Source organism: Enterococcus italicus DSM 15952 (genome assembly GCF_000185365.1).
Taxonomy (GTDB): domain Bacteria; phylum Bacillota; class Bacilli; order Lactobacillales; family Enterococcaceae; genus Enterococcus_G; species Enterococcus_G italicus.
This window is the reverse complement of record NZ_GL622241.1, coordinates 1131273-1152061: the sequence shown is the minus strand read 5'-3', so window position 1 is coordinate 1152061 and position 20789 is coordinate 1131273. Positions and strand designations below refer to the sequence as shown.

Annotated in this window: 19 protein-coding genes; 1 reads left to right on the top strand and 18 read right to left on the bottom strand. The window is 40.2% G+C overall.

Going from position 1 to position 20789, the window contains the following annotated elements; all coding sequences use genetic code 11:
- Positions 1-18 precede the first annotated feature (18 nt).
- The 11 genes from topA to HMPREF9088_RS05380 all read right to left on the bottom strand — a co-directional run bounded on the left by topA (position 19) and on the right by HMPREF9088_RS05380 (position 10250).
- A complete protein-coding gene (topA, locus tag HMPREF9088_RS05430) occupies positions 19-2097 on the bottom strand; it encodes a type I DNA topoisomerase (RefSeq protein ID WP_040366499.1) in 2079 nt (692 codons plus the stop codon).
- A 129-nt stretch (positions 2098-2226) separates the two neighbouring features.
- Positions 2227-3120: a DNA-processing protein DprA gene (gene dprA / locus HMPREF9088_RS05425; protein WP_007208155.1), complete on the bottom strand. Its 894-nt coding sequence runs from the start codon at positions 3118-3120 to the stop codon at positions 2227-2229.
- Between the two features lie 56 nt (positions 3121-3176).
- The gene (locus HMPREF9088_RS05420) at positions 3177-3941 is read right to left on the bottom strand and encodes a ribonuclease HII (protein ID WP_040367290.1); all 765 of its coding nucleotides are present in this window, start codon (positions 3939-3941) and stop codon (positions 3177-3179) included.
- Positions 3925-4797, bottom strand: a complete 873-nt coding sequence (gene ylqF / locus HMPREF9088_RS05415) for a ribosome biogenesis GTPase YlqF (RefSeq protein WP_040366496.1) — start codon at positions 4795-4797, stop codon at positions 3925-3927. Before ylqF ends, HMPREF9088_RS05420 begins: the two co-directional genes overlap by 17 nt.
- An 11-nt stretch (positions 4798-4808) precedes the next feature.
- Complete coding sequence (lepB, locus tag HMPREF9088_RS05410) at positions 4809-5357, bottom strand: signal peptidase I (protein WP_007208152.1); 549 nt, start codon at positions 5355-5357, stop codon at positions 4809-4811.
- Positions 5358-5373: 16 nt separating this feature from the next.
- Positions 5374-6792, bottom strand: coding sequence for a S41 family peptidase (locus tag HMPREF9088_RS05405; RefSeq protein WP_040366494.1), 1419 nt, complete (start codon positions 6790-6792; stop codon positions 5374-5376).
- A gap of 157 nt (positions 6793-6949) precedes the next feature.
- Positions 6950-7174 carry a YozE family protein gene (locus tag HMPREF9088_RS05400; RefSeq protein WP_007208150.1) on the bottom strand — a complete coding sequence of 75 codons (225 nt, stop codon included), beginning with the start codon at positions 7172-7174 and terminating at the stop codon, positions 6950-6952.
- Complete coding sequence (gene msrA, locus HMPREF9088_RS05395) at positions 7167-7682, bottom strand: peptide-methionine (S)-S-oxide reductase MsrA (RefSeq protein ID WP_007208149.1); 516 nt, start codon at positions 7680-7682, stop codon at positions 7167-7169. Before msrA ends, HMPREF9088_RS05400 begins: the two co-directional genes overlap by 8 nt.
- Positions 7683-7694: 12 nt before the next feature.
- Positions 7695-8351, bottom strand: a complete 657-nt coding sequence (locus tag HMPREF9088_RS05390) for a YpmS family protein (RefSeq protein WP_007208148.1) — start codon at positions 8349-8351, stop codon at positions 7695-7697.
- 3 nt (positions 8352-8354) lie between these two features.
- A complete protein-coding gene (locus tag HMPREF9088_RS05385; RefSeq protein ID WP_007208147.1) occupies positions 8355-9260 on the bottom strand; it encodes an SGNH/GDSL hydrolase family protein in 906 nt (301 codons plus the stop codon).
- Between the two features lie 144 nt (positions 9261-9404).
- Positions 9405-10250 (bottom strand): DegV family protein, encoded by an 846-nt coding sequence (locus tag HMPREF9088_RS05380; RefSeq protein WP_040366493.1) that lies wholly within the window; start codon positions 10248-10250, stop codon positions 9405-9407.
- Between the two features lie 131 nt (positions 10251-10381).
- Here HMPREF9088_RS05380 and trhA point away from each other — a divergent pair, with 131 nt between their 5' ends.
- Positions 10382-11035 carry a PAQR family membrane homeostasis protein TrhA gene (gene trhA, locus HMPREF9088_RS05375; protein WP_007208145.1) on the top strand — a complete coding sequence of 218 codons (654 nt, stop codon included), beginning with the start codon at positions 10382-10384 and terminating at the stop codon, positions 11033-11035.
- Between the two features lie 194 nt (positions 11036-11229).
- Here the strand turns inward: trhA and HMPREF9088_RS05370 are convergent, their stop codons facing one another.
- The 7 genes from HMPREF9088_RS05370 to HMPREF9088_RS05340 form a co-directional block, all read right to left on the bottom strand.
- The gene (locus HMPREF9088_RS05370) at positions 11230-11730 is read right to left on the bottom strand and encodes a dihydrofolate reductase (protein ID WP_007208144.1); all 501 of its coding nucleotides are present in this window, start codon (positions 11728-11730) and stop codon (positions 11230-11232) included.
- A 15-nt stretch (positions 11731-11745) separates the two neighbouring features.
- Complete coding sequence (locus HMPREF9088_RS05365) at positions 11746-12693, bottom strand: thymidylate synthase (protein WP_007208143.1); 948 nt, start codon at positions 12691-12693, stop codon at positions 11746-11748.
- A 17-nt stretch (positions 12694-12710) separates the two neighbouring features.
- Positions 12711-14594 (bottom strand): ABC-F family ATP-binding cassette domain-containing protein, encoded by a 1884-nt coding sequence (locus HMPREF9088_RS05360; RefSeq protein ID WP_007208142.1) that lies wholly within the window; start codon positions 14592-14594, stop codon positions 12711-12713.
- A 77-nt stretch (positions 14595-14671) separates the two neighbouring features.
- Positions 14672-16696: a cation:proton antiporter gene (locus tag HMPREF9088_RS05355; protein WP_007208141.1), complete on the bottom strand. Its 2025-nt coding sequence runs from the start codon at positions 16694-16696 to the stop codon at positions 14672-14674.
- 4 nt (positions 16697-16700) lie between these two features.
- Positions 16701-16994: a hypothetical protein gene (locus HMPREF9088_RS05350; protein WP_007208140.1), complete on the bottom strand. Its 294-nt coding sequence runs from the start codon at positions 16992-16994 to the stop codon at positions 16701-16703.
- A 145-nt stretch (positions 16995-17139) separates the two neighbouring features.
- Positions 17140-19281 carry a peptidoglycan D,D-transpeptidase FtsI family protein gene (locus tag HMPREF9088_RS05345; RefSeq protein WP_007208139.1) on the bottom strand — a complete coding sequence of 714 codons (2142 nt, stop codon included), beginning with the start codon at positions 19279-19281 and terminating at the stop codon, positions 17140-17142.
- Between the two features lie 266 nt (positions 19282-19547).
- Positions 19548-20681, bottom strand: coding sequence for an LCP family glycopolymer transferase (locus HMPREF9088_RS05340; RefSeq protein WP_007208138.1), 1134 nt, complete (start codon positions 20679-20681; stop codon positions 19548-19550).
- Between the last annotated feature and the right edge of the window lie 108 nt (positions 20682-20789).

The window sequence follows — 20789 nt, the reverse complement described above, 5'->3', positions numbered from 1 at the left end:
GATAACTCCTCATACTTTCTATTTTTGGACTGCTTCTTCATAATCCCCTTCAGGACAGATGACTTGCTTGCCGCCCTTCACTTTTTTCTCAACTAAATAATGGTCACATTTTGGACAAGAACGCCCCACTGGTTTATCCCATGACGTAAATTCACACGTCGGGTAATTGCTACAACCATAGAAAATTCGGTTCTTCTTAGATTTCCGCTCAACTACTTGACCTTGGTGACAGACTGGACATTCCACTCCAATCTCTTTGATGATTGGTTTTGTATTACGGCAATCTGGGAAATTACTACAAGCGTAAAATTTACCATATTTGCCTAATTTAATGACCATCGGATGCCCACATAGTTCACAGTCAAATCCTGCCGGTTCATCCTTGATCTGAATTTTTTCAATACCTTCTTCGGCTTTGGTTAACTCTGTCTCAAACGGTCGATAGAAACGATCTACAACTTTGATCCATTGCTCCTTGCCTTCTTCCACACTATCTAAGTCTTTTTCCATCTCAGCCGTAAAATGACTGTCTACAATACGTGGGAAAAATTCCTCAATTAGCCCATTTACAATTTCGCCAAGTTCAGTTGGTTCAAAGCGCTTTTGAGCTAATTTGACATAGTAACGTCGTTGAATGGTATCCAAAGTTGGTGCATAGGTCGATGGTCGACCGACACCATTTTCTTCCAATGTACGAATCAATGTCGCTTCACTAAATCGGGCCGGTGGTTGGGTAAAGTGTTGTTTTGGCTCGATATCAACAGATTGAACCTTGTCTCCTTCGAGCAACTCTGGCAAAATATTTTCTTTGTCTTCTTTGCCATCGTCTCGTCCTTCGACATAGACTTTCATAAATCCGTGGAATTTTATTTTAGAACCATTGGCAATAAACGTCACACCATTTTGAACAAGCGTCACCTTCATTGTGTCCAAAATTGCTGGTTTCATTTGACTAGCCACAAAACGTGACCAAATTAACCGATACAATTTCATTTGATCCTTGTCTAAATATGTTTCCATTTGCTCAGGTGTCCGGAGTGCGCTTGTTGGTCGAATAGCTTCATGGGCATCTTGTGCACCTTGCGCATTTTTGATCGCCTTATTTGAGTGTGCTGCGTATTCACTGCCATACGTTTCTTCAATAAAAGTCGCTGCTTCTTGTTTCGCTGAGTCCGCGATACGCTTAGAATCGGTACGCATATAAGTAATCAAGCCGACAGTCCCTTGTTTTCCTAATGCAATTCCTTCATAGAGTTGTTGTGCTACCATCATGGTCTTTCTCGTCCGGAAATTCAACTTACGAGCTGCTTCTTGTTGCATACTACTTGTCGTAAACGGTGCTGCTGGATTGCGTTTGCGCTCTTGTTTTTCAACTTTGGTAACGTCGTAGTCTTTAGAGGTGATTTTTTGCGTCACTTCTTTCACATCCGCAGCTGTGCTTAGTTTACGCTTCTTGCCATCCACACCCCAAAAGTTCGCTTTAAATTTTTTCTTTTCTTTTTTAAAATTACCGTCAATGCTCCAATATTCTTCTGGTTCAAATTTCCGAATCTCTTTCTCGCGGTCGATAATCATTTTTAACGCTACAGACTGTACCCGACCAGCACTCAAGCCTTTTTTGACTTTTTTCCATAAGATTGGGCTAATTGAATACCCTACCAAACGATCCAGCACCCGACGCGCTTGTTGTGCGTCAACAAGATTTAAATTTATGGAGCGAGGCTCTTTAAAGGCTGCTTTTACAGCATCTTTCGTAATTTCATTGAATACTACCCGATTTTTATCATTCAAATCCAAGCCGAGCAAAAACGCCAAATGCCAAGCAATGGCTTCCCCTTCTCTATCCGGGTCACTTGCGAGATAGACTTTTTGTGCTTTTTTAGCTGCGCTTCGCAGATTTTTGATGATATCTCCCTTACCACGAATCGAAATGTAATGAGGCTCGTAGTTGTTCTCCACATCAATCCCCATTTTACTTTTAGGTAAGTCACGAATATGTCCGACACTAGCTACGACTTTATAGTTTCTACCGAGATATTTTTCGATTGTTTTGGCTTTAGCTGGTGATTCTACAATGACTAAGTACTTATATGCCATAAAAAAATGGCTCCTTCCCATAAAAAATTTCTACTATATAATGGACCACTTGCTCATAGCGATAAATCGTAGCCTATCATATCCATTAGAAATCTGTTTGTCAAGAATAGCGCCATTGTTTTTTTCTGTTCATTCTGCTTTTTCTCGGAAAAATCGGACTTCATCGAGCAGCATTTTACTATCTGTCATACAAACCGCACCATCTAAAATTAGTTGATGACAGCCTTGTGATTGGCCCGATAAAATATCTCCTGGCACAGCAAAGACATCACGACCAAATTCCATCGCCAATTGAGCAGTAATAAGTGCGCCACTGCGTTCTTTTGCTTCAATAACTACTACGGCATCTGCTAATCCAGCAATGATCCGATTACGCATTGGAAAATGATGTTTTCTTGGTGGTGTACCGACAGGGTATTCACTGATGACTAAATGATGCTTTTTCATCTCTGAAAAGATCGGAAATGCCTCTCTAGGATAACAGTAATCTAAACCTGTACCAATCACGCCGATTGTATGTCCTCCGCCAGCAATTGTCGCTTGATGGCTCCATTGATCCACACCTTTAGCTAAGCCACTCACAATGACATTATTGGCATCAATCAACGGCGGTAATAAGGAGTGGACCACTTTATACGCATAGGAAGTGGCTGCACGTGCACCGACAAATCCCAGTAAACGCTGATGATTCAACAGGTCCAAACGTCCTTCATAAAACAAAACTTGTGGCGGATACGCCATTTGTTTCAGTTGATTTGGGTACACATTATCAAGAATAGTAATAAAGGGCTGGTTGCGTGCTTGTTCGTCCACCCACTCATCTGTTAGTCGCGACCAGCTTGCCTGGAATGTTTGCTTGCTTTTTGTCAGTTGCGCTATTTGACATAATTCTTGTATCGTAAACTCTGTCGTCTCTAATTCTTGAGCTATATTAAAAATCCGACTCTTTCCTACTAATCCAATCCCTTCACACAAAGCCAACTTAAATAATAATTTTCTTTCAAGCGAAAGTGTCCGTTTCATCAAAAAAACTCCTTTTCACATAATTATTCATAAATAACTACGCAAAATGGAGAATGTTAACAATAATTTTTGACTGGTGCGAAGCTTTTACGATGGATTGGCGTAATCCCATTAGCTTTTAATCCTGCAAGATGTTTCGCGGTACCATAGCCAGCATTATGCTCAAAGTCATAGCCTGGATACTCGATAGCGTATTGCTTCATCATCCGGTCACGCGTGACTTTAGCGATGATACTGGCTGCTGCGATTGAATTTGAGCGTGCATCGCCTTTAATTAACTTCTCTTGAGGAAGATTGATTGGCAGTGTCATGGCATCAATTAACAAGTAATCAGCAGGAGTTGACAAGTGTTCAATCGCCTCCATCATCGCTAACTTACTTGCTTCATAAATATTCACTTCATCTATGCACTGTGGGGAAATAATACCAATGCCAATCGCAATCGCTTGCTCGCTAATTGCTTGAAAGAGTGCTTCACGTTGCGCTTCTGGCACTTGCTTTGAGTCATTTAGCCCTAAGAATTGCCTAGCTGGCGGTAAGATCACAGCAGCAGCGACGACTGGCCCAGCTAATGGTCCCCGACCTACCTCATCAATCCCTGCCACCGCTTGGGCACCTTTGCTCCAAGCGATTTTTTCAAATTCCGACATCCGCTCGAAGCGATCAACTAGTGCTTGCTTTTTAGCTTGTTCTTTATTATAACGAGAAAGAAGTGTTTGAACACCTTTGCGTTCATCGTTTGCGAGTTCAGCTAGCTTATCATCAGTAAGTAACGGATGATCTTGAAAGTATTGTTTGATTTGCTCAATCGATTGCTTCATCATGGGACTCACTTTCTTGTTCATCTGCTCGATCTAGCGTAAATCGACCCAGCTTCCCTTGACGAACTTCTAATAAAAAGCGCTCACTCGCCCGTTCATAATCTTCTCTTAAGCCCATTTTCTTTGTCACACTCATCAGTAAGTCTGGTACCGGCAATTGCTCATCCTCTATCTTCAAACCATAGCGTTGACTAATACGGCCAGGATAGTAGGTAGTAAAGAACTCCAGCCCATATAAGGCTATATCATCTAGATGGAGCAATTGATCTTTAATCGCACCTGTTAACGCTAATTTTTTACCGATTTCTTGGTCCTCAAATTTAGGCCATAATATCCCTGGGGTATCCAATAACTCCAATTCATTACCGACCCTTAGCCATTGCTGCCCTTTGGTGACCCCTGGCTTGTTACCAGTTTGGGCAATCTTTTTCCCTACCAAGCGATTCATGATCGTCGATTTCCCTACGTTAGGAATACCCAATACCATCGCTCGAATGGCGCGTGCTTGGATGCCTCGCTCCAAATCACGTGCTCGTTTTTCTTTTAATGTCCGTTTGGCTTTCGCCAAGACTGCTTTGGTGGTATTGGTTTCTTTGGCATTACAAGCCAATGTTTCATACCCTAGTGATTCAAAATACGCCTGCCATTTTCTTGTCTGACTCTCATCTGCTAAGTCAGCCTTATTTAATAGAACAACGCGTGGCTTGTGTTGCACAATTTGATCGAGCATTGGGTTTCGAGATGAAAGTGGTAAACGAGCATCCACCAATTCAAATACCAAATCAACAAACTTTATTTTTTCTCCTACTTCTCTTCTGGCTTTGGCCATATGCCCTGGAAACCATTGAATTGCCATGTATGTTCCTCCTAATGTACCCATTTTATATCAGGGAGTGGATAATAGACAAAGACTGCCTTGCCAATAATATCGTCAGCAGACACAGCGCCAAATGAGCGACTGTCTTTGGAAACTCGCCGATTATCCCCCATCACAAAATAACTATCTTTTCCTAATTTTTTCACATCTAATAAATCGTTCAACGAAAAGTTATTCGTATAAGGATTTTGATCGTGAATCTTTTCTTGATTTTCTGCTAAGTAAGGTTCGTCTATCTTTTTCCCATCGACATACAGTTGATCATCGACATAGGCAATCGATTCACCCGGTAAACCTATCACGCGCTTAATATACGTATCTCCATCAGCTAAGCGAAAGACTACAATATCAAAGCGGTGAATCGTCGTAACATTTTCTACGACCACCCAGTCATTTTTTTTAAGCGTCAACTGCATGGACTTCCCTTCAACTTGAATCGGAATGAGTAAGAATCCTCTGATAACAAGCGCAATGGCTAATGCTAACAAACTAAATTTAAAATAGAACCAAAACCGATCTACTTTCACTGGCCATTTCATTATCAGATTCTCCTTTCTATTCGTTCTTTAATACGTCAATCGCTTTGTTCATCATGTCATCGTTTGTTTTTAATTGATCCGCTGCAGCTTGTGAGATTGCTTCGGCTGTTTTCTTGTCCACGATGCCGGTCACTGTCAGTTGCTTTTTCTTCTGAATGTCTTTTACAGCCGCTTGGGTTTCCTCTGTGTACTTGTCGCCACTCGTTTTGTAACCCAACCCAGCTAAATACGTATTTAAGCTTTTTACATTGCTGGACTCAAGCCCTAATGCCATCTCTATATCTGTCGGCAATGGTGTAGCATAGACATAGGCCGGATAATCGACTTCATAGTTCGGGGTAATACCTTTTTCATGAATCCATTCTTTCTTAGGTGTCAGCCATTTCTTGATGGTTAGTTTGACTTCACTACCATCAGAATATTGACTAATGGTTTGGACTGTTCCTTTACCAAAAGTCTTCGTTCCAACCAGTGGGACGTCCGCCGATTCACTTACGGCTCCGGCAAAGATCTCAGAGGCTGAAGCACTCCCTTTGTCGACTAACACAACAGACGGCTCTGTCACTTTAAATCCTTCATCGAGTTCACTTGAAGCGACTACTTTTTCACTAGTTCCAGAACGATCCTCAAGCTGTAAAATGACAGCTTGATCTTTTAAAAACATACTTGCCATTTGTTCCACTTGATCGAGTAGTCCGCCTGGATTTTGTCTTAAATCAATCACAAATTGTGTCGCGCCTTGTTTTCTCAACGCAATAATGGCTTCTTTGAATTCTGAGGCTGTTTTTTCTGCAAAGGTGCTGACAAACAGCTTGCCGATCGTTGGGTTTTTTGTATCGATAGCGCTTGTGACCGTCGTCATCGGAATCGTATCTCTGGTTAAGGTCGCGGTATATTGCTCGGTATCTCGTTGTAAAACCAAAACAACATCGGTCCCTTTTTTTCCACGTATACTGCTAACGACCTCGGTCAGTGTTTGGCCCGAGGTGGACTTGCCATCCACTGAAAGAATGAAATCGCCGGCTTGAAGGCCGCCTTCTTCAGCTGGACTGCCCTTAATCGGTGCCTGTGCAATCTGCGGTACCCCATCCACCAATGTCAACTTCGCACCAATTCCTTCAAAACTATCCGCTAAAGACCGCGATAAATCTTTAGCATCTGATTTTTCTAGATATGTGGTATAAGGATCATCCAATGAATCGGTCATCCCTTTTAATGCACCGTCAATTAAGGCCGTAGTGTCGACCTTTTGATAATAGCTCGTCTGCAATAACTCATACAGTGCCTGCACCTTTGAAAGCTCCCCTTGACTTTCAGTCGTGACTTGCGTTTGCTCAGCCTGGTTATCCATATAAACATACATCCCACCCGCAGACAATCCTGCCGTTGCGACCAACGATCCTAAAAACACCCGATAAGATACCTTCTTAACCATACCATTCACTCTCCCAACACCAGACTTCTTTACTATACTACCACGCGTGAAATAAAAGAAAAAGAGAACTTCTTATCTGTCTGTTGTCATTTGCCACGAAACAGATAAAAAGTTCTCGACTTGTTTCATCGTTTAGCGAAACGAATTTCTCTTAGCCTTACGTTTGATTATGATCAAGGTATAGCTCCCATGCCTGATCAAAGATAGTCATCGTTGACAAATAATCAGCATTCATCTCCAAGTAACTAGAAATTTCATGGTACTCCTCACTCTGCTTGGGAAATTGTTGATCACAAGCAATGTCATGGGCAAGCACTTGGAGCGCATCGTCTGGATTATTTCCACGCAACGTAAGAATATAATGGTAAAAACTTCTAGTCATGGCCCCAAATTCCTTCTAAGTACTGCGCACGTAAGGCATGGTTGCGTGCAAAATTCGCTGGATTTTTTTTGTAATACGCTTGATGATACATCTCAGCTGGATAAAAAGGTGCAGCTGGTTCAATCGTAGTCACGATTGGCTGGCTATAACGTCCACTCGCTTGTAGCTCTTGTTTGCTTCTTTCAGCGATAACTCGTTGTTCTTCATTTAAATAAAAAATAACTGGGCGATAGTTGTCACCACGATCTTGAAATTGACCGAATGCATCGGTCGGATCCGTTTGCTGCCAATAAATCGTCACAAGCTCCTCATAGCTAATAACTGCTGGGTCAAATACAATCTCGACAGCTTCTGTATGACCTGTCGTATGTGTGCAGACTTGCTCATAGGTAGGATTAGGTACGTGTCCTCCTGTGTAACCTGATACGACTGAATAAATTCCTGGGTGTTCATCAAATGGCTTCACCATACACCAAAAACAGCCACCCGCAAATATTGCTTGTTCCATTGTTCATTCCTCCTATTTTTCATCCGATGCTGGTAAGTATAAACTTGCCTTTATTTCATCGTCAACTAAATCAATTTTTTCAGCTTTGATAAACAAGCCATTTTGCATGCGAAATTGATCCAATCGAATCAATACCGTGCCATCTGACGGCTTGATTTCAATCCATGAAGGCAATTTGTAGCTACGCTTAACCAATTTCATGACTTCTTTAATTGGCACGCCTAACGTCCCAATCGATAGACTTTTCGCCTTTAGTTGGACATTACCATTCTCCATGACATAAGGGTCAAAATACAAATAAAAGTTCACCGGCATCCCTAACACTTTGAATTGCCCATTCAGCAACGCTTGGTTTTCCAAAGTGAAAGTGTAGTCTAAACCAGATTTTTCACTGTAATCTTGAAGGTAAAAGGCGATAAGTTCGTTCACTTGTTGTTTCGTACTTTCAATCGTGACCACGGGACTGCCATCGCGTTCGACTAATTTGGCTGAGTTGCTCGTAAGCACCTCTCTAGGCTCTAATACGCGGTTGGCAACCACAATTCCTGATCCTACTACGACACCTAAAAGAACGAAAAAAGCGACCATCCAGCCATTGATTTTTTTAAATGAAAATGATTTACTCGTCGTTTGATTCTTATTGGTTTGACTGATTCTTGTTTTCTTCATCGGTTACTCCTTTATTAGCCAATGGGACTTCGTTTTCACTAATTTATCCTTCACAGCTTTGGCCATCAGTTGATAGCCAATCGCATTCGGATGAAACTTATCCCCTTCATATAAGGCATTGTTTTCCACTGTAACACTCGTTTCATCACTGGTCGTCTCACTACTTGATGAAGTCTCTGATTCACTAGTCTTGGTAATGCCGACTTTATTATCCACACCCTTATATAAAAGATCATTGATTGGAATAAAGTACATATTGCTTTGGTCATCAATAACCTCCTCTGTGGCCTCGTTCCAATTATCGACGACGGTCTGTAGGGCTGTGATTTCCGGAAAATTCAAATAAAATGGATTGTAAATACCTAAGACATAGACTGGTGCAGTCGGATTCAATTCCCGAATGCGCTCAAGTAACGCTAGGCTATTCTTTTGATAACTGGCCTCGGAATTTTCAATCGTTTTCACTGAAAGAGAAAGGATATTTTTTTGAATTACTTTTAACAAGTCATTACCGCCAAAAGTCGCGGTAATAAAATCAGCCTCGCTAATTTCTTTTTGCAATGCTTCATCTTGATTGATTCGCTTTAAAATTTGATCACTACGCTCTCCAGCAACACCCTCATTTTGAGCATGGACGGTCGCTAGGCCATACTGATCCTTTAGTTTATCGGCCACTAATGAAACAAAACCACCCTGTTGTGTCTCATCACCTACACCTTGCGTCAAAGAATCACCAATTGCTACATAGTGAATACTCGTCTTTTGATTGCTTGCTTGGACTTTTTCAGCTGTCGCCTGTTCAAGTTTCGTTGTTTCCTTTGGTAACAACCAACTCGTAGCTAAAAAAGCCACCACTGTAACAAAGACGAAAAAAAACAACCATCCAAAGAGAGATTTTTTCTTACTCATACGTTCACCTCTGTTTCCTTACATTACCAAAATTGCTAGAGATTGCAAGTGATGTGACTACTCTGCCTGAATGCATATTTTCAACAAAAAAAGTGTATACGAATATACACTTTTTACTTTCACATCAAAAATAATCTCACGTTGTTACTCTCCACTGTAGTACATAACAGCAAACGCACCTTCACCAGTATGGGTTGCAATAATCGGCGTTGTTTGCAGCAAGGGTATATGCATCGCTGGGAACATTTGTTTTAGTTCATCGCGGAATTTCAAGACTTGCTCATATCCGCCTGCATAGGAGATTCCGATTTGCTTCACATTTGGCACACTTTTTAACTCGTCTTTTAATTCATCGAACCATTTACTAAAGGTCTTCGCCCCTCGCCCTTTGATGACAGGCACCAATTCAGAATTGCGAAATTCCATCACCACGCGCATATTCAATAAATTCGATAAAATCCCAGTTGCTCGACTGATTCTACCACCTTTTACAAGATTTTCAAGGGTAGAAAGCCCAATAAACAAATGCGTATGCTTCAAGACATTTTCCATTTCCGCATAGACTTCTTCTAAGGATTTGCCTTCTTTAGACAGTTGTGCCGCTCGGATAACTGGAAATGACAAGCCTTGGTCAGTCATATTCGTTTCGACCACAGTCACTTTGCTTTTAGAAAGATTACTAGCCTGTCTAGCCGCTTCGACCGTACCGCTAAGACCTGTCGTCATATGAATCGACAAGATTTCACTACCGTCCTCACCTAGTTCATCGTATAATTCAACGAATTTTCCGATTGGCGGTTGACTCGTTTTTGGTAATTCTTTGGCTTCTTTCATCATGCTCATAAATTTTTCGCCAGATAAACGATCGTCATCTGTATACAATACGCCATCAATCATTACCGATAACGGAACAACATGAATTTCTAATTCATCGCGCGTCGTTTTTTCCATCGTGCAAGATGAATCAGTTACAATTTTAACTTTTCGCATCTAAGTTCACTCTCTCTTTAAAAAAAGCCTATTTTCGTGTACACTACAGATAGGCACTATATAAAAACAGTATAACAGACAACTATTGTTTTTTCACCTATTTTATTACGATCTACGAAGAGGATGGTTTTATGCAATCACCAAAATATTCCCGAACTTATCTGATCTTAAATGAAGTTTTGAATGCTTGCACGCATGGTATCGGCTTAGGATTGAGCATTGCCGGACTTGTGATCCTATTAATCAAAGGAGCCCATGCGCACTCTGCTATGCATGTCGTTTCATACGCCTTATATGGCGCGATGATGATTTTACTCTTTTTGTTCTCGACGCTTTTTCATAGCTTGATTTTCACCAAAGCCAAAAAAGTTTTTCAAGTTTTCGATCATGCTTCGATCTATCTCTTGATTGCCGGAAGCTACACTCCCTACTGCTTATTAAGTATTGGCGGTTGGCGTGGTTGGACGCTCTTTTCAATTATTTGGTTGATGGCGATAGTAGGCATCGTCTATAAGTCCCTCACCCTCCATAAGCAACAGACCGTTTCAAAAGTATCGACCCTGATTTATATTGTGATGGGATGGCTGTGCGTGTTTGCAACACCTCAACTCATCCATTCACTTGGAACAACGGGAACCTTATTGTTATTTTTCGGTGGCGTCTCGTATACGTTAGGAGCTTTCTTTTACAGTCTGAAAAATATCCGCTTTATGCACGTGATTTGGCATCTCTTTGTCATGACAGGTGCTGGCTTTATTTATTTTTCCATTTTATTTTTTACTTGATTCAAAAGCTGAGAGCATTCCGTTTCTTTATATTTTTTTCTGTTAAGCTTGACTAAAAGCAGCGCGATTAATTGATCCACTACACCAAAAAGACCCTCACATCCAAAAGTTTGAGAAATAACTTCTGAATGTGAGGGTCTTTTTTTAAAGCTGAAAAATTTTCTCAGCCTCTTTGAATTCTCACATCCGCTTTTTTATTTAGTTCGTTGATAAAATTCAAAACGGTGCGGATAGGGATTCGCTTCGTCTACTTTTCCTTCAATGACTTTCGTCCGTGTCCAGTCATTCCAATCAATCGCATGCTCCGGAAAATAGACATCGCCAGAGAAACGATGGTCAATCCATGTTCGATAGAGATCCGTACACTCACTTAACAAGCTTTCAAATACACCAGATCCGCCGATTAAAAAGACTGGCTCGTTCGTTTTTGCTACATAATCCAATACCTCTTGGCGAGTATGCATCACGATGACGCCATCCGGGGCTTGGTAGGCCTTGTCACTTGTCAAGACGATCGATGTTCGTTTTGGCAAGACTTTGCCATCCATTCCTTCAAAAGTTTTTCTCCCCATGACAATCGTGTGATTCATTGTTTGTTCTTTAAAAAATTTCAAATCATTTGGCAAGTGCCACGGTAACGTGCCTTGGTTACCAATCAAGCCATCTGCATCTTGTGCCCATAAAGCTACTAACATGACAATACTCCTTTTCTATACTGCAATCGGTGCTTTAATTGTCGGATGTGGGTCATATCCCTCAAGTGTAATATCCGCAACATCAAAATCAAAAATTGATTGCTTCTCTGGGTTTAATACTAACTTCGGTGCTGGTCTGACTGAACGAGTCAGCTGCTCTGTCATTTGGTCAAAGTGATTCATATACAGATGAGCATCACCCAGTGTATGGACGAATTCGCCCACTTGTAAGTTTGTCTCATGGGCAATAAGATGCGTCAACAATGCGTAGCTAGCAATATTAAATGGCACGCCCAAAAAGACATCTGCGCTACGTTGATACAACTGACAACTCAATTTCCCCTCATGAACATAAAATTGAAACATCGTGTGACAGGGTGGCAGAGCCATACTTGGGACATCTTCTGGATTCCAAGCAGATACAATCATGCGTCTAGAGTCTGGTGTATGCTTAATTTGGTGAATCACATCTTGCAATTGATCAATAAAGCCACCTTGCGCTGTGTCCCAATGGCGCCACTGATACCCATAGATATGCCCCAAATCTCCAAATTCATCAGCAAATCGCTCATCGTTAACAATTCGCTCACAAAACTGAGCCAATTCGTTTTGGTACACTTCGTTGAAGGCATCGTCCTCTAAGCTTCTTCGGCCAAAATTCGTCATATCAGGTCCATGATAAGAATCACTCGCTACATATTTTTCAAATGCCCATTCGTCCCAAATATGGTTATTATGCTGCAATAGGTAGCGGATATTGGTATCCCCTTTAATAAACCAGAGCAATTCACTTTTGATTAAACCAAATGGCACTCGCTTCGTTGTCAATAGAGGAAAACCTTCTGACAAATCAAAACGCATCTGATGACCGAAAATACTTTTTGTACCAGTACCAGTTCGATCTGATTTGCTGTTTCCCTCGGTTAAAATTTTACGACCTAAGTCTAAGTATGCTTGTTCCATATTGGTCTCCTTTTTAGTTAACTAAACTCACTTAAATATTCCCAACGAGCGTATTTTTCTTCCAGCTGCTCTGAAGATTGATCAATTGTCGTTTGAATCGTTTGTAGCTTAGTAAAATCTGATCCTTGATGCAACATCTCTTCTTTTAATTGCTCAATGGTCTCTTCTAGCGTAGCAATATCTTCTTCGATGGTCTGCCACTCTTTTTGTTCCAGATACGTTAACTTTTTCTTTTCTTTCGTTATTGGTTCCGCTACTGCTTTGACTGTTTTTGTCGCTTGTACTACTGCAGCGTCACTTTTTTGCTTTTCGATATATTCTCTGATTGAGCCATAATACGTATCAATCATTGCTTGTCCATTAAAAATCAACAGCTTTTCGGCTACTTTATCAAGAAAGTATCGATCATGAGAAACTGTAATGACCGCCCCAGCAAAGGTAGCTAAGTAATCTTCAAGCACCGTCAATGTATCTATGTCTAAGTCATTGGTCGGCTCATCAAGTAAAAGAACGTTTGGTTGCTCAATTAATAGACGCAAGAGATACAGCCGTCGTCGTTCACCACCAGATAACTTGCCAATTTTCGTACCGTGCATGTATCGCGGAAACAGAAATTGTTCCAAAATTTCGGTCACACTAATTGACGTGCCATCCGTCCGACGTACTTGTTCGGCCACTTCTTGTAAATAGGCAATCATCCGTTTATCAGGATCCATCTCGCCACCTTGTTGTTGATAATAAGCTAGTCGGACAGTCTCACCAATCGACACGACACCACTTTGCGGTTCAATAGCGCCACTCATAATGGCAAGCAATGTCGACTTACCTGCACCATTTTCCCCAGTAATACCTAGCCGCTCTTTCGATTTTATAAGGAGTGAAAAATCATGTAAAATAGCTTTGTTTTCATAAGAGAAGTCGACATCTTTTAATTCTATAACCTTTTTCCCTAATCGTTTGGTTTCAAGATCAATCGCGATCGACTCCTTCGACTGAACTTGATGCAGATTCTCCTCTAGATTCTCAAAACGCTGAATGCGTGCTTGTTGCTTAGTTGAGCGCGCCTTCGCACCCGCTCTCATCCAAGCGAGTTCTTGCTTATAAAGCTGAACACGCTTGGTCTCTTGCTCTTGAGCCACCCGATCACGCTCGGCTCGTTGTGCAACATAGGCTTCATAATTTCCTATATACTCCGTCAACGCACCATTACTAAGTTCAAACATCCGATTGGCGACTCGATCAAGAAAATAGCGATCATGGGTCACCATCATCAAAGCTCCCTTGTATTGTGCCAAATAACTTTCCAACCACGTGATGGCTTCATAGTCCAGATGGTTAGTCGGTTCATCTAATAGCAATAAGTCCGGCTCATCGATTAATACTTGTGCGAGCCCAAGCCGTTTCTTTTGACCACCAGATAATTCAGACACGCGTTGTTGTAGGTCATGTAAGCCTAGCTGATGCAAAATACTCTTGGCATTCGTATCGGCAAGCCACGCATCTTTTTCATTCATGACTTGTTCCGCCCGAGCATAATTGGCCTGGATCGTCGGACTTTCGCCTTCTTCACTTAAAGCCAGCAATGCTTGTTCGTACGCACGGACCGTCTGCACCAATTCACTTTCCCCATGAAACACTGCATCCAGTACAGTCAACGACGGATCAATGACTGTCTCCTGCGCCAAAAAGCCAATGCGATAATCTTTTGCTGCAAAAATGGTCTGTTGATCGCCATCACCCGCATCGATTCCTGCCAATATACGTAGCAAGCTGGACTTCCCTGTTCCATTGACACCTATCAAACCCACGCGATCCTTTTCATGAATCAAAAACGATAAGTCTTGAAAAAGAGTCTTTTCGCCAAATGTTTTGTTTAAATTACTCACTTTTAATTCCTTCAAAGAGTTCCCTCCCTATCTTGGCTATTTTAACACACAAAAAAAATCGTTTCACTATCAAAAGAGAGCGAACGATTTTTTTACACATCTTGTAACTGTCTTAACGCATATGATTCTAATAGATTCACTTTTTGACGGTATTCATTGGCCGCAAACATCGATACCCGATCTGCAACTTCGTATTCCTCAATAATTTTACGCTCTAGGTAATACCCTCGTAAAATTTTTTTCGCATAAGCTGGCTCTTGCTGAACCATAAATGAAAATGGCAAGTCAACGTGATGAATTTGCTTTTTCATATCTTCTCGTCTACGAGAAAAATATTGCACGATCGTCGGATCATATAAATCCTCCAAAGTTTTCAAACTTTGCTGAACCAAAATATTATTTTGCAAAAAGACCTTTTGTACATCATGTATATCTCGACGGATAATCGTCACACGACTATCTTGGCGCGTACTTTGCCAAAAGCGCTTAGGATGCATCGTAATTCTTAACATTCTTCGCCAAAAAAGTAACCAAAAGCTAATGAACGAAAAAATTTGCCGACGAATCGATGTTTCATAACGCTTTAAAAAGCGTGTATACAGACGATACCCATTCATCGAAATTTCACCTTTACGATACGCCTCATCTAAGCCGTCTTGCTCGATTGATAGAATTAGTGATTGAATCTCTTGAACTTCTTGTTGCTCGGACTCAGTCATTGACTCTGTATACAATTCCCACACTCGTGAGTGATAATGATCAATGACAGCCTCAATGGCTATCTCCTCTTGTTCAGACATGGATTGCGTCTCAATATCCAAATATAGATTTTCGATTACTTCATTAAGAATGGCCACCTCAGTGCGGTCAATGGGCTTCTCTGCTTCCCCCTCAGATAAGAAAGGTAAGGCAATCATCCCACCAAGCAAACTCACCATAATGACACAAGCTGTCAAAAATAACAACAATGGGCGCTGACTAAACTCCACACCGTTAACCGTCACTGGTAAAATAAAAATCGCAGCTAAACTGACGGTCCCTTTGACCCCACCGAACGTTAAGATCAAAATTTCTTTAAACGCAGTTGGCAATTTCTTAAATCCTTTTGATACACCAAAGAAGAATGAAATACCGACTAAACGAATAACAAATAAAATGATTGCGATACATAGAATGGTAAAAATCAAGTGCATATTTGCATACTCTTGACTCAGCCAGATCGGCGAAAATACCACTGAAAGTTCAATTCCTAAAAATAGAAATACCAGGGAATTCAACGTAAAACTAATCGTCTTCCATGTACTCTCAGAAACATTTGCTAATTCTGCATCAAATAAAGTGATTTTTCGATAACCCATCGATTGCAAGATACCTGCTACCACCGCAGCAATAATTCCTGAACAGTGGAATACTTCGGCTAATAGATAGGCCACAAAAGGCAACAATAATTCAATTAAAAGATAGACGATAACATCCTGGGCCGAGGCACGCTCAATCATACGAATCACTTTTTTCTTCACCCAGACGACCACAAAACCTGCCAGCGCACCCCCAAGACTAGAGATGACTAAACTGACCGATGCATGAAACAACGAAAACGAGCCAGTAACCAGTGCCGCAACGGCAAACTGGAAGGCTGTTACACCAGAAGCATCATTTAGTAACCCTTCACCCTCTAAGATATGAAGGACTCGTGGCGGAATTTTAAGCCGCTTAGCCAGTGACCCTACAGCGACTGCATCTGTCGGCCCCAACGCCGCTCCAAAAGCAAAACAAGCAGCAAGTGGAATGGATGGAATCAAGGTCTTTAAGGTCAACCCAACACCGACCAGTGTAGCAATCACTAAGCCAAATGCTAAAAATAGAATCATTGAGAAGTTTTTAAGAATTTCTGGTACATCCGCCGCTTCCCCTTCACGAAAGAGCAGCGGTGCGATAATCATAATTAAAAAAATTTCTGGCTGGAATGAAATAAGTTCTGCAAATTTTGTCATACCTAACAAGACACCCAAAATAATTTGGGCAATAAAGATGGGAATGGTCGGTACCACTTTACTAAATACATTTGAGAAAGTAATGGCTATGGCAATAATGACCAATAGCTCAATGATTTCCATTGCATCATCTCCTACTCTCTTTTTGTTTCACTTCATTTAATAATTTGAAGAAGGCCTCTTTCTTTTCTAATACTCTTTTCTCAACTTCAGCTAACTCTTGATAATGAGTAGGATCTAATTCAAGTTGGCAACGTTTGGTTTCCAAACGTAATATATCATGCTTTAGATTTTCCGTTTTTCTAAAAGTTAGAGGATAACGTTTTTTCAAACACTCCTTCATCGCTTTACGTTCTTCTAAAGTCAAATTACCATATTGCTCATGAAGCATTTTTAGCTTCAATTCGAATTCTGTTGTCATTTTTCGTTTACTCCTTATAAACACAATTCAAGTTCTCACAAATACAAAAGTATACCCTAATTAAGAAAAAAAGCAACAAAAAAAAGCCACTGATTTATATATACCAAATTACTTGAATCTGGTCAATTATCAGTGGCTTAGAAAATCATTTTGCCATATACATATCGTAATAGGCATCCATAATCTGCTTAGAAATGACTAAGTTGGGATAAGTGGTATCTGTTTGTTTGATTTTTGGTACCATTACTGCGATGGCAATCTCTGGATCATCCGTAGGTCCGTATACAACTGCATTGTGATTATTTAGCTCGACTAGTTGACCCGATTCAGTCGTAATACTTGTTTCGGCAGTACCAGTCTTAGCCGATACGGTCATTTTGCTACTTGCTAAAGGTCTCGCTGTCGTATATGCATCTGTCCCGTGAACGACATCATATAATCCATCTTTTAATATTTGCAATTCATCAGAAGTAATATCAATTTTGTTTAACACTTTGGTTGCGATGCTTTCTTTTAATGTACCTAAATTCCCATTTTCGTCATTATTGTAGACTCCTTCTACAAAATGAGGCTCTACTCGCTCACCACCATTAGCAATAGCAGAAATATATTGTACCATTTGCAAAGGTGTATACGTATCGAACTGACCAAACGCTAAATCGAGGACTTTTGCGCCATCGCCATTTGATTCTGATAAGGTTGATACGGCTGGACTTTCACCAGTCTGCTCATTCGGAATATCAACTCCTGTCTTCACACCCAAACCATATTGAGCAAAACCAGCTCGTAGTTCTTCATACGCTTTTGTTTGATCACTAATTGCTGGAATACTGATATAGCCGCCTTGATAGTTGATACCCATTAATTTCAATGCAATCTGAATCATGTATGAGTTTGAAGAAATTTCTAAAGCTTTAGCGGCATTAATGTATCGGTTATTAGATCCTGTCGGGTTAAAAATTGAGGCTTTTGCAGCTGAACCTTGTAAATAGATGGGCTGATCTAAAATCACTTGATTTCCACTAATCACCTTATTGTCCCATCCTGTCGTGATTGTCGCTGCCTTAATAGCCGAACCAGGTACCACCGCAGCCTGAAATACGCCAATAGCATTTTGTTGAATTTCTTTCGAGTTAGCCTGATGGTAGTACCCAGATATACCTAAAATCGAACCCGTTTTAGGATTCATAGCTACCGCGTATATTCCATCTGAGTATTGTGCAGCTCCTGAATTAATTAATTGTTGGTAGTTAGTTTTAACAATTGAATCCAATTTTTCTTGGAATGCTGAATCAATCGTCAATTTTAAATTGCTGCCTTTACTTCCGGCAGATACTTCTTTGGTACTCTCGATTGTCCCTTTGTTATTCATCGTTACTTTGTATTCAGATTTTGTCCCTTGCAATTGCGATTCATATTGTTTTTCTAAATAACTAGTTCCAACACGATCATTGCTAAAGTAGCCTTTCTTCAGATATTCTTCAGCCTCTTCCGCGGGTAATCCTTGTTTAGAAGTAGAAACTGTTCCAATAATACTCTTCAGCGCGTCACTAGTCGTGTTTACTTGACGTGACCAGTCTGTACCCGTCGAGACGCCTGCAAGTTCTGAGGCATGCTCTGCAACTGTTGCTAATTCTTCATCAGTCACATTTTCGTTTTTAATAAAAGTTGTTTTCAAGTTTTGTCCTGCATTTAAGCGCGTAAAGATAGATGCAATTTTTAATTGCTCCTCACTAAAATTCAACTGATCTTCAGATACATTTTCAATCATTTTACTGTACTGTTCACTACTAGATAATAATTGCTCTTTGGCACTTAATTTTTTTTGTGCTGCTTCAAGATTTTTCGTATGAGCCAAATAAAAATCTTTTAAATCACGCTCAGTTAAACTATCATCAACCGTAACATCAATATATTTATTCAATTTTGTTGCGATAGCTAATAAATCTTCAGCACCCATAGACGATGTTCTCGTAAATGTAATCGCCGCATTGGCTTGATTTCCCACTAATAAGTTCCCTTTTGCATCATAAATGGACCCCCGTGGCGTACTTTGTTTAATCGTCGTTACAGTCCCAGATGTAATTTCTTCTGACCACTTCTCACTGTTTACGATTTGGAGATTACCTAATCTAATGATTAAAATTACAAATAACAAAAAAATAACAAGAAACAAGAAATTTAAGCGAAATGGAATATGACCTTTTCGTATCAATGGTCCGTTTTTTGCCTGGAGTAATTTTTCTTTCATTGAAGATGACTGTTGTTTTTTCTTGCCCTTTTTCATTCGATAATTCCTTCCTTACTTTCGTCATTTTTCATTTTAGCAGAAAAAAAAGAATATGGAGGGAAAATAGCATTTTTTAAGAAATCTTCATAGAATTTTCTTGTATATGTTTCACGAGAAAATAGACCTTACGCTCCACCTGTTTAGAAAATAGCATAAACATTGATTTTTTCGTAAAAAATCTGCACTCCACTGTGAAACATTTTTTTAGCAAATTTTTATGTGGAAAAGTAAAAAGTGCTTGAACGAATTCAAGCACTTTTTTATTATTGATTCGTATTATCTACTACTTCTTCAGAATCTTGCGATGTTGAATCAGAGGTTGCTGTCGTTGAGTTGTTAGAAGACTTATCTCCAAATTCATACGGGTATTCCGAGGCACTAGTATAATCAGTATCATCGTAGAACTGATCGCCTAAAAGTCCGTTCGTAGAATAGTAAAAATCTTGATTGATGACTAGCTTCGCACTTTCAGTCAAATTCAATTGCTTTTTCAATGTGTTTTGAATTGAAAGCAATTCATTAACACCAAGTATTTGATAGTAAACATCATTAATTGTTTGACTTTCACCCTGCAGCTGATAACTCTTTACAGAATCAAATGCAGCAGTATAATTTTTTCCTATCGTCAACATTTCATTAAATGATAAATCTGTGAGTACATTACTCTTAACCGCTTTTAGTATTTTTTGGTAATTTGTTACACTATCCATACTAAGAACTTTTCGCAAAATTTTCTCAACAACTTCGCGCTGCCTCTTTTGACGACCAATGTCTCCATCAGGATCTTCATGTCGCATACGCGCATAGGCAAGCCCAGTCTCACCGTTCAATGTTTGTTTACCGATTGGCACATGAACGCCGTCTAATGAAAAGTCTATTTTATTATCAACCTCTATACCACCTACAGCATCTATTAAATCACTTAACCCCTCCATATTTATGGAAACATAATGATCTAATGGTATGTCAAGCAGAGTTTCTATTGTATCCATCGCCATATCTACACTTCCAAAGGCATAGGCGTGATTTAACTTGTCAAAATAGGCAGTACCATTTGGTTCATAGCCAACCATGTTTGTTAAAATATCACGATCTAGGCTCACTATAGTTGATTGCTTGGTTGTTGGATTCACAGTAACAACCATCATACTGTCGGAACGACCTTGCTCTGTCCTACCTAATGCTCCAGTATCAATACCCATGAGCAAAATAGAAAATGGTTCACTATCAGCAATGCTGACATCCTCACTTCGCATATCAGACATACGGCCTGATGTAATTTCATCAAAAGTATCTGAGGTTGTCTGAAATAAGTGAGCAGCATATACTGTTCCTGCAGTCACAATCACTATACCGATAGCAAATACACCTACCAAAATTTTTCGAAAGATTTGCATTTTGCACCTCAATTCATTTTATCTCGCACAGTAAAGATTCTGCCATAACAAAATGACAAGTGCAATTCAATCAGAAAAATTTCAAGAAATTTAATGAATTTGTAATAT

Coding starts and splice junctions, on each gene's coding strand:
- HMPREF9088_RS05340 (WP_007208138.1), bottom strand. CDS start 20,681: ATGCAAATCTTTCGAAAAATTTTGGTAGGTGTATTTGCTATCGGTATA.
- HMPREF9088_RS05390 (WP_007208148.1), bottom strand. CDS start 8,351: ATGAAGAAAACAAGAATCAGTCAAACCAATAAGAATCAAACGACGAGT.
- HMPREF9088_RS05400 (WP_007208150.1), bottom strand. CDS start 7,174: ATGACTAGAAGTTTTTACCATTATATTCTTACGTTGCGTGGAAATAAT.
- HMPREF9088_RS05350 (WP_007208140.1), bottom strand. CDS start 16,994: ATGACAACAGAATTCGAATTGAAGCTAAAAATGCTTCATGAGCAATAT.
- HMPREF9088_RS05380 (WP_040366493.1), bottom strand. CDS start 10,250: ATGCGAAAAGTTAAAATTGTAACTGATTCATCTTGCACGATGGAAAAA.
- topA (WP_040366499.1), bottom strand. CDS start 2,097: ATGGCATATAAGTACTTAGTCATTGTAGAATCACCAGCTAAAGCCAAA.
- HMPREF9088_RS05355 (WP_007208141.1), bottom strand. CDS start 16,696: ATGGAAATCATTGAGCTATTGGTCATTATTGCCATAGCCATTACTTTC.
- HMPREF9088_RS05385 (WP_007208147.1), bottom strand. CDS start 9,260: ATGAGTAAGAAAAAATCTCTCTTTGGATGGTTGTTTTTTTTCGTCTTT.
- lepB (WP_007208152.1), bottom strand. CDS start 5,357: ATGAAATGGCCAGTGAAAGTAGATCGGTTTTGGTTCTATTTTAAATTT.
- HMPREF9088_RS05365 (WP_007208143.1), bottom strand. CDS start 12,693: ATGGAACAAGCATACTTAGACTTAGGTCGTAAAATTTTAACCGAGGGA.
- dprA (WP_007208155.1), bottom strand. CDS start 3,120: ATGAAACGGACACTTTCGCTTGAAAGAAAATTATTATTTAAGTTGGCT.
- ylqF (WP_040366496.1), bottom strand. CDS start 4,797: ATGGCAATTCAATGGTTTCCAGGGCATATGGCCAAAGCCAGAAGAGAA.
- HMPREF9088_RS05370 (WP_007208144.1), bottom strand. CDS start 11,730: ATGTTAGTAGCTTTATGGGCACAAGATGCAGATGGCTTGATTGGTAAC.
- msrA (WP_007208149.1), bottom strand. CDS start 7,682: ATGGAACAAGCAATATTTGCGGGTGGCTGTTTTTGGTGTATGGTGAAG.
- HMPREF9088_RS05345 (WP_007208139.1), bottom strand. CDS start 19,281: ATGAAAAAGGGCAAGAAAAAACAACAGTCATCTTCAATGAAAGAAAAA.
- HMPREF9088_RS05405 (WP_040366494.1), bottom strand. CDS start 6,792: ATGGTTAAGAAGGTATCTTATCGGGTGTTTTTAGGATCGTTGGTCGCA.
- HMPREF9088_RS05420 (WP_040367290.1), bottom strand. CDS start 3,941: ATGAAGCAATCGATTGAGCAAATCAAACAATACTTTCAAGATCATCCG.
- trhA (WP_007208145.1), top strand. CDS start 10,382: ATGCAATCACCAAAATATTCCCGAACTTATCTGATCTTAAATGAAGTT.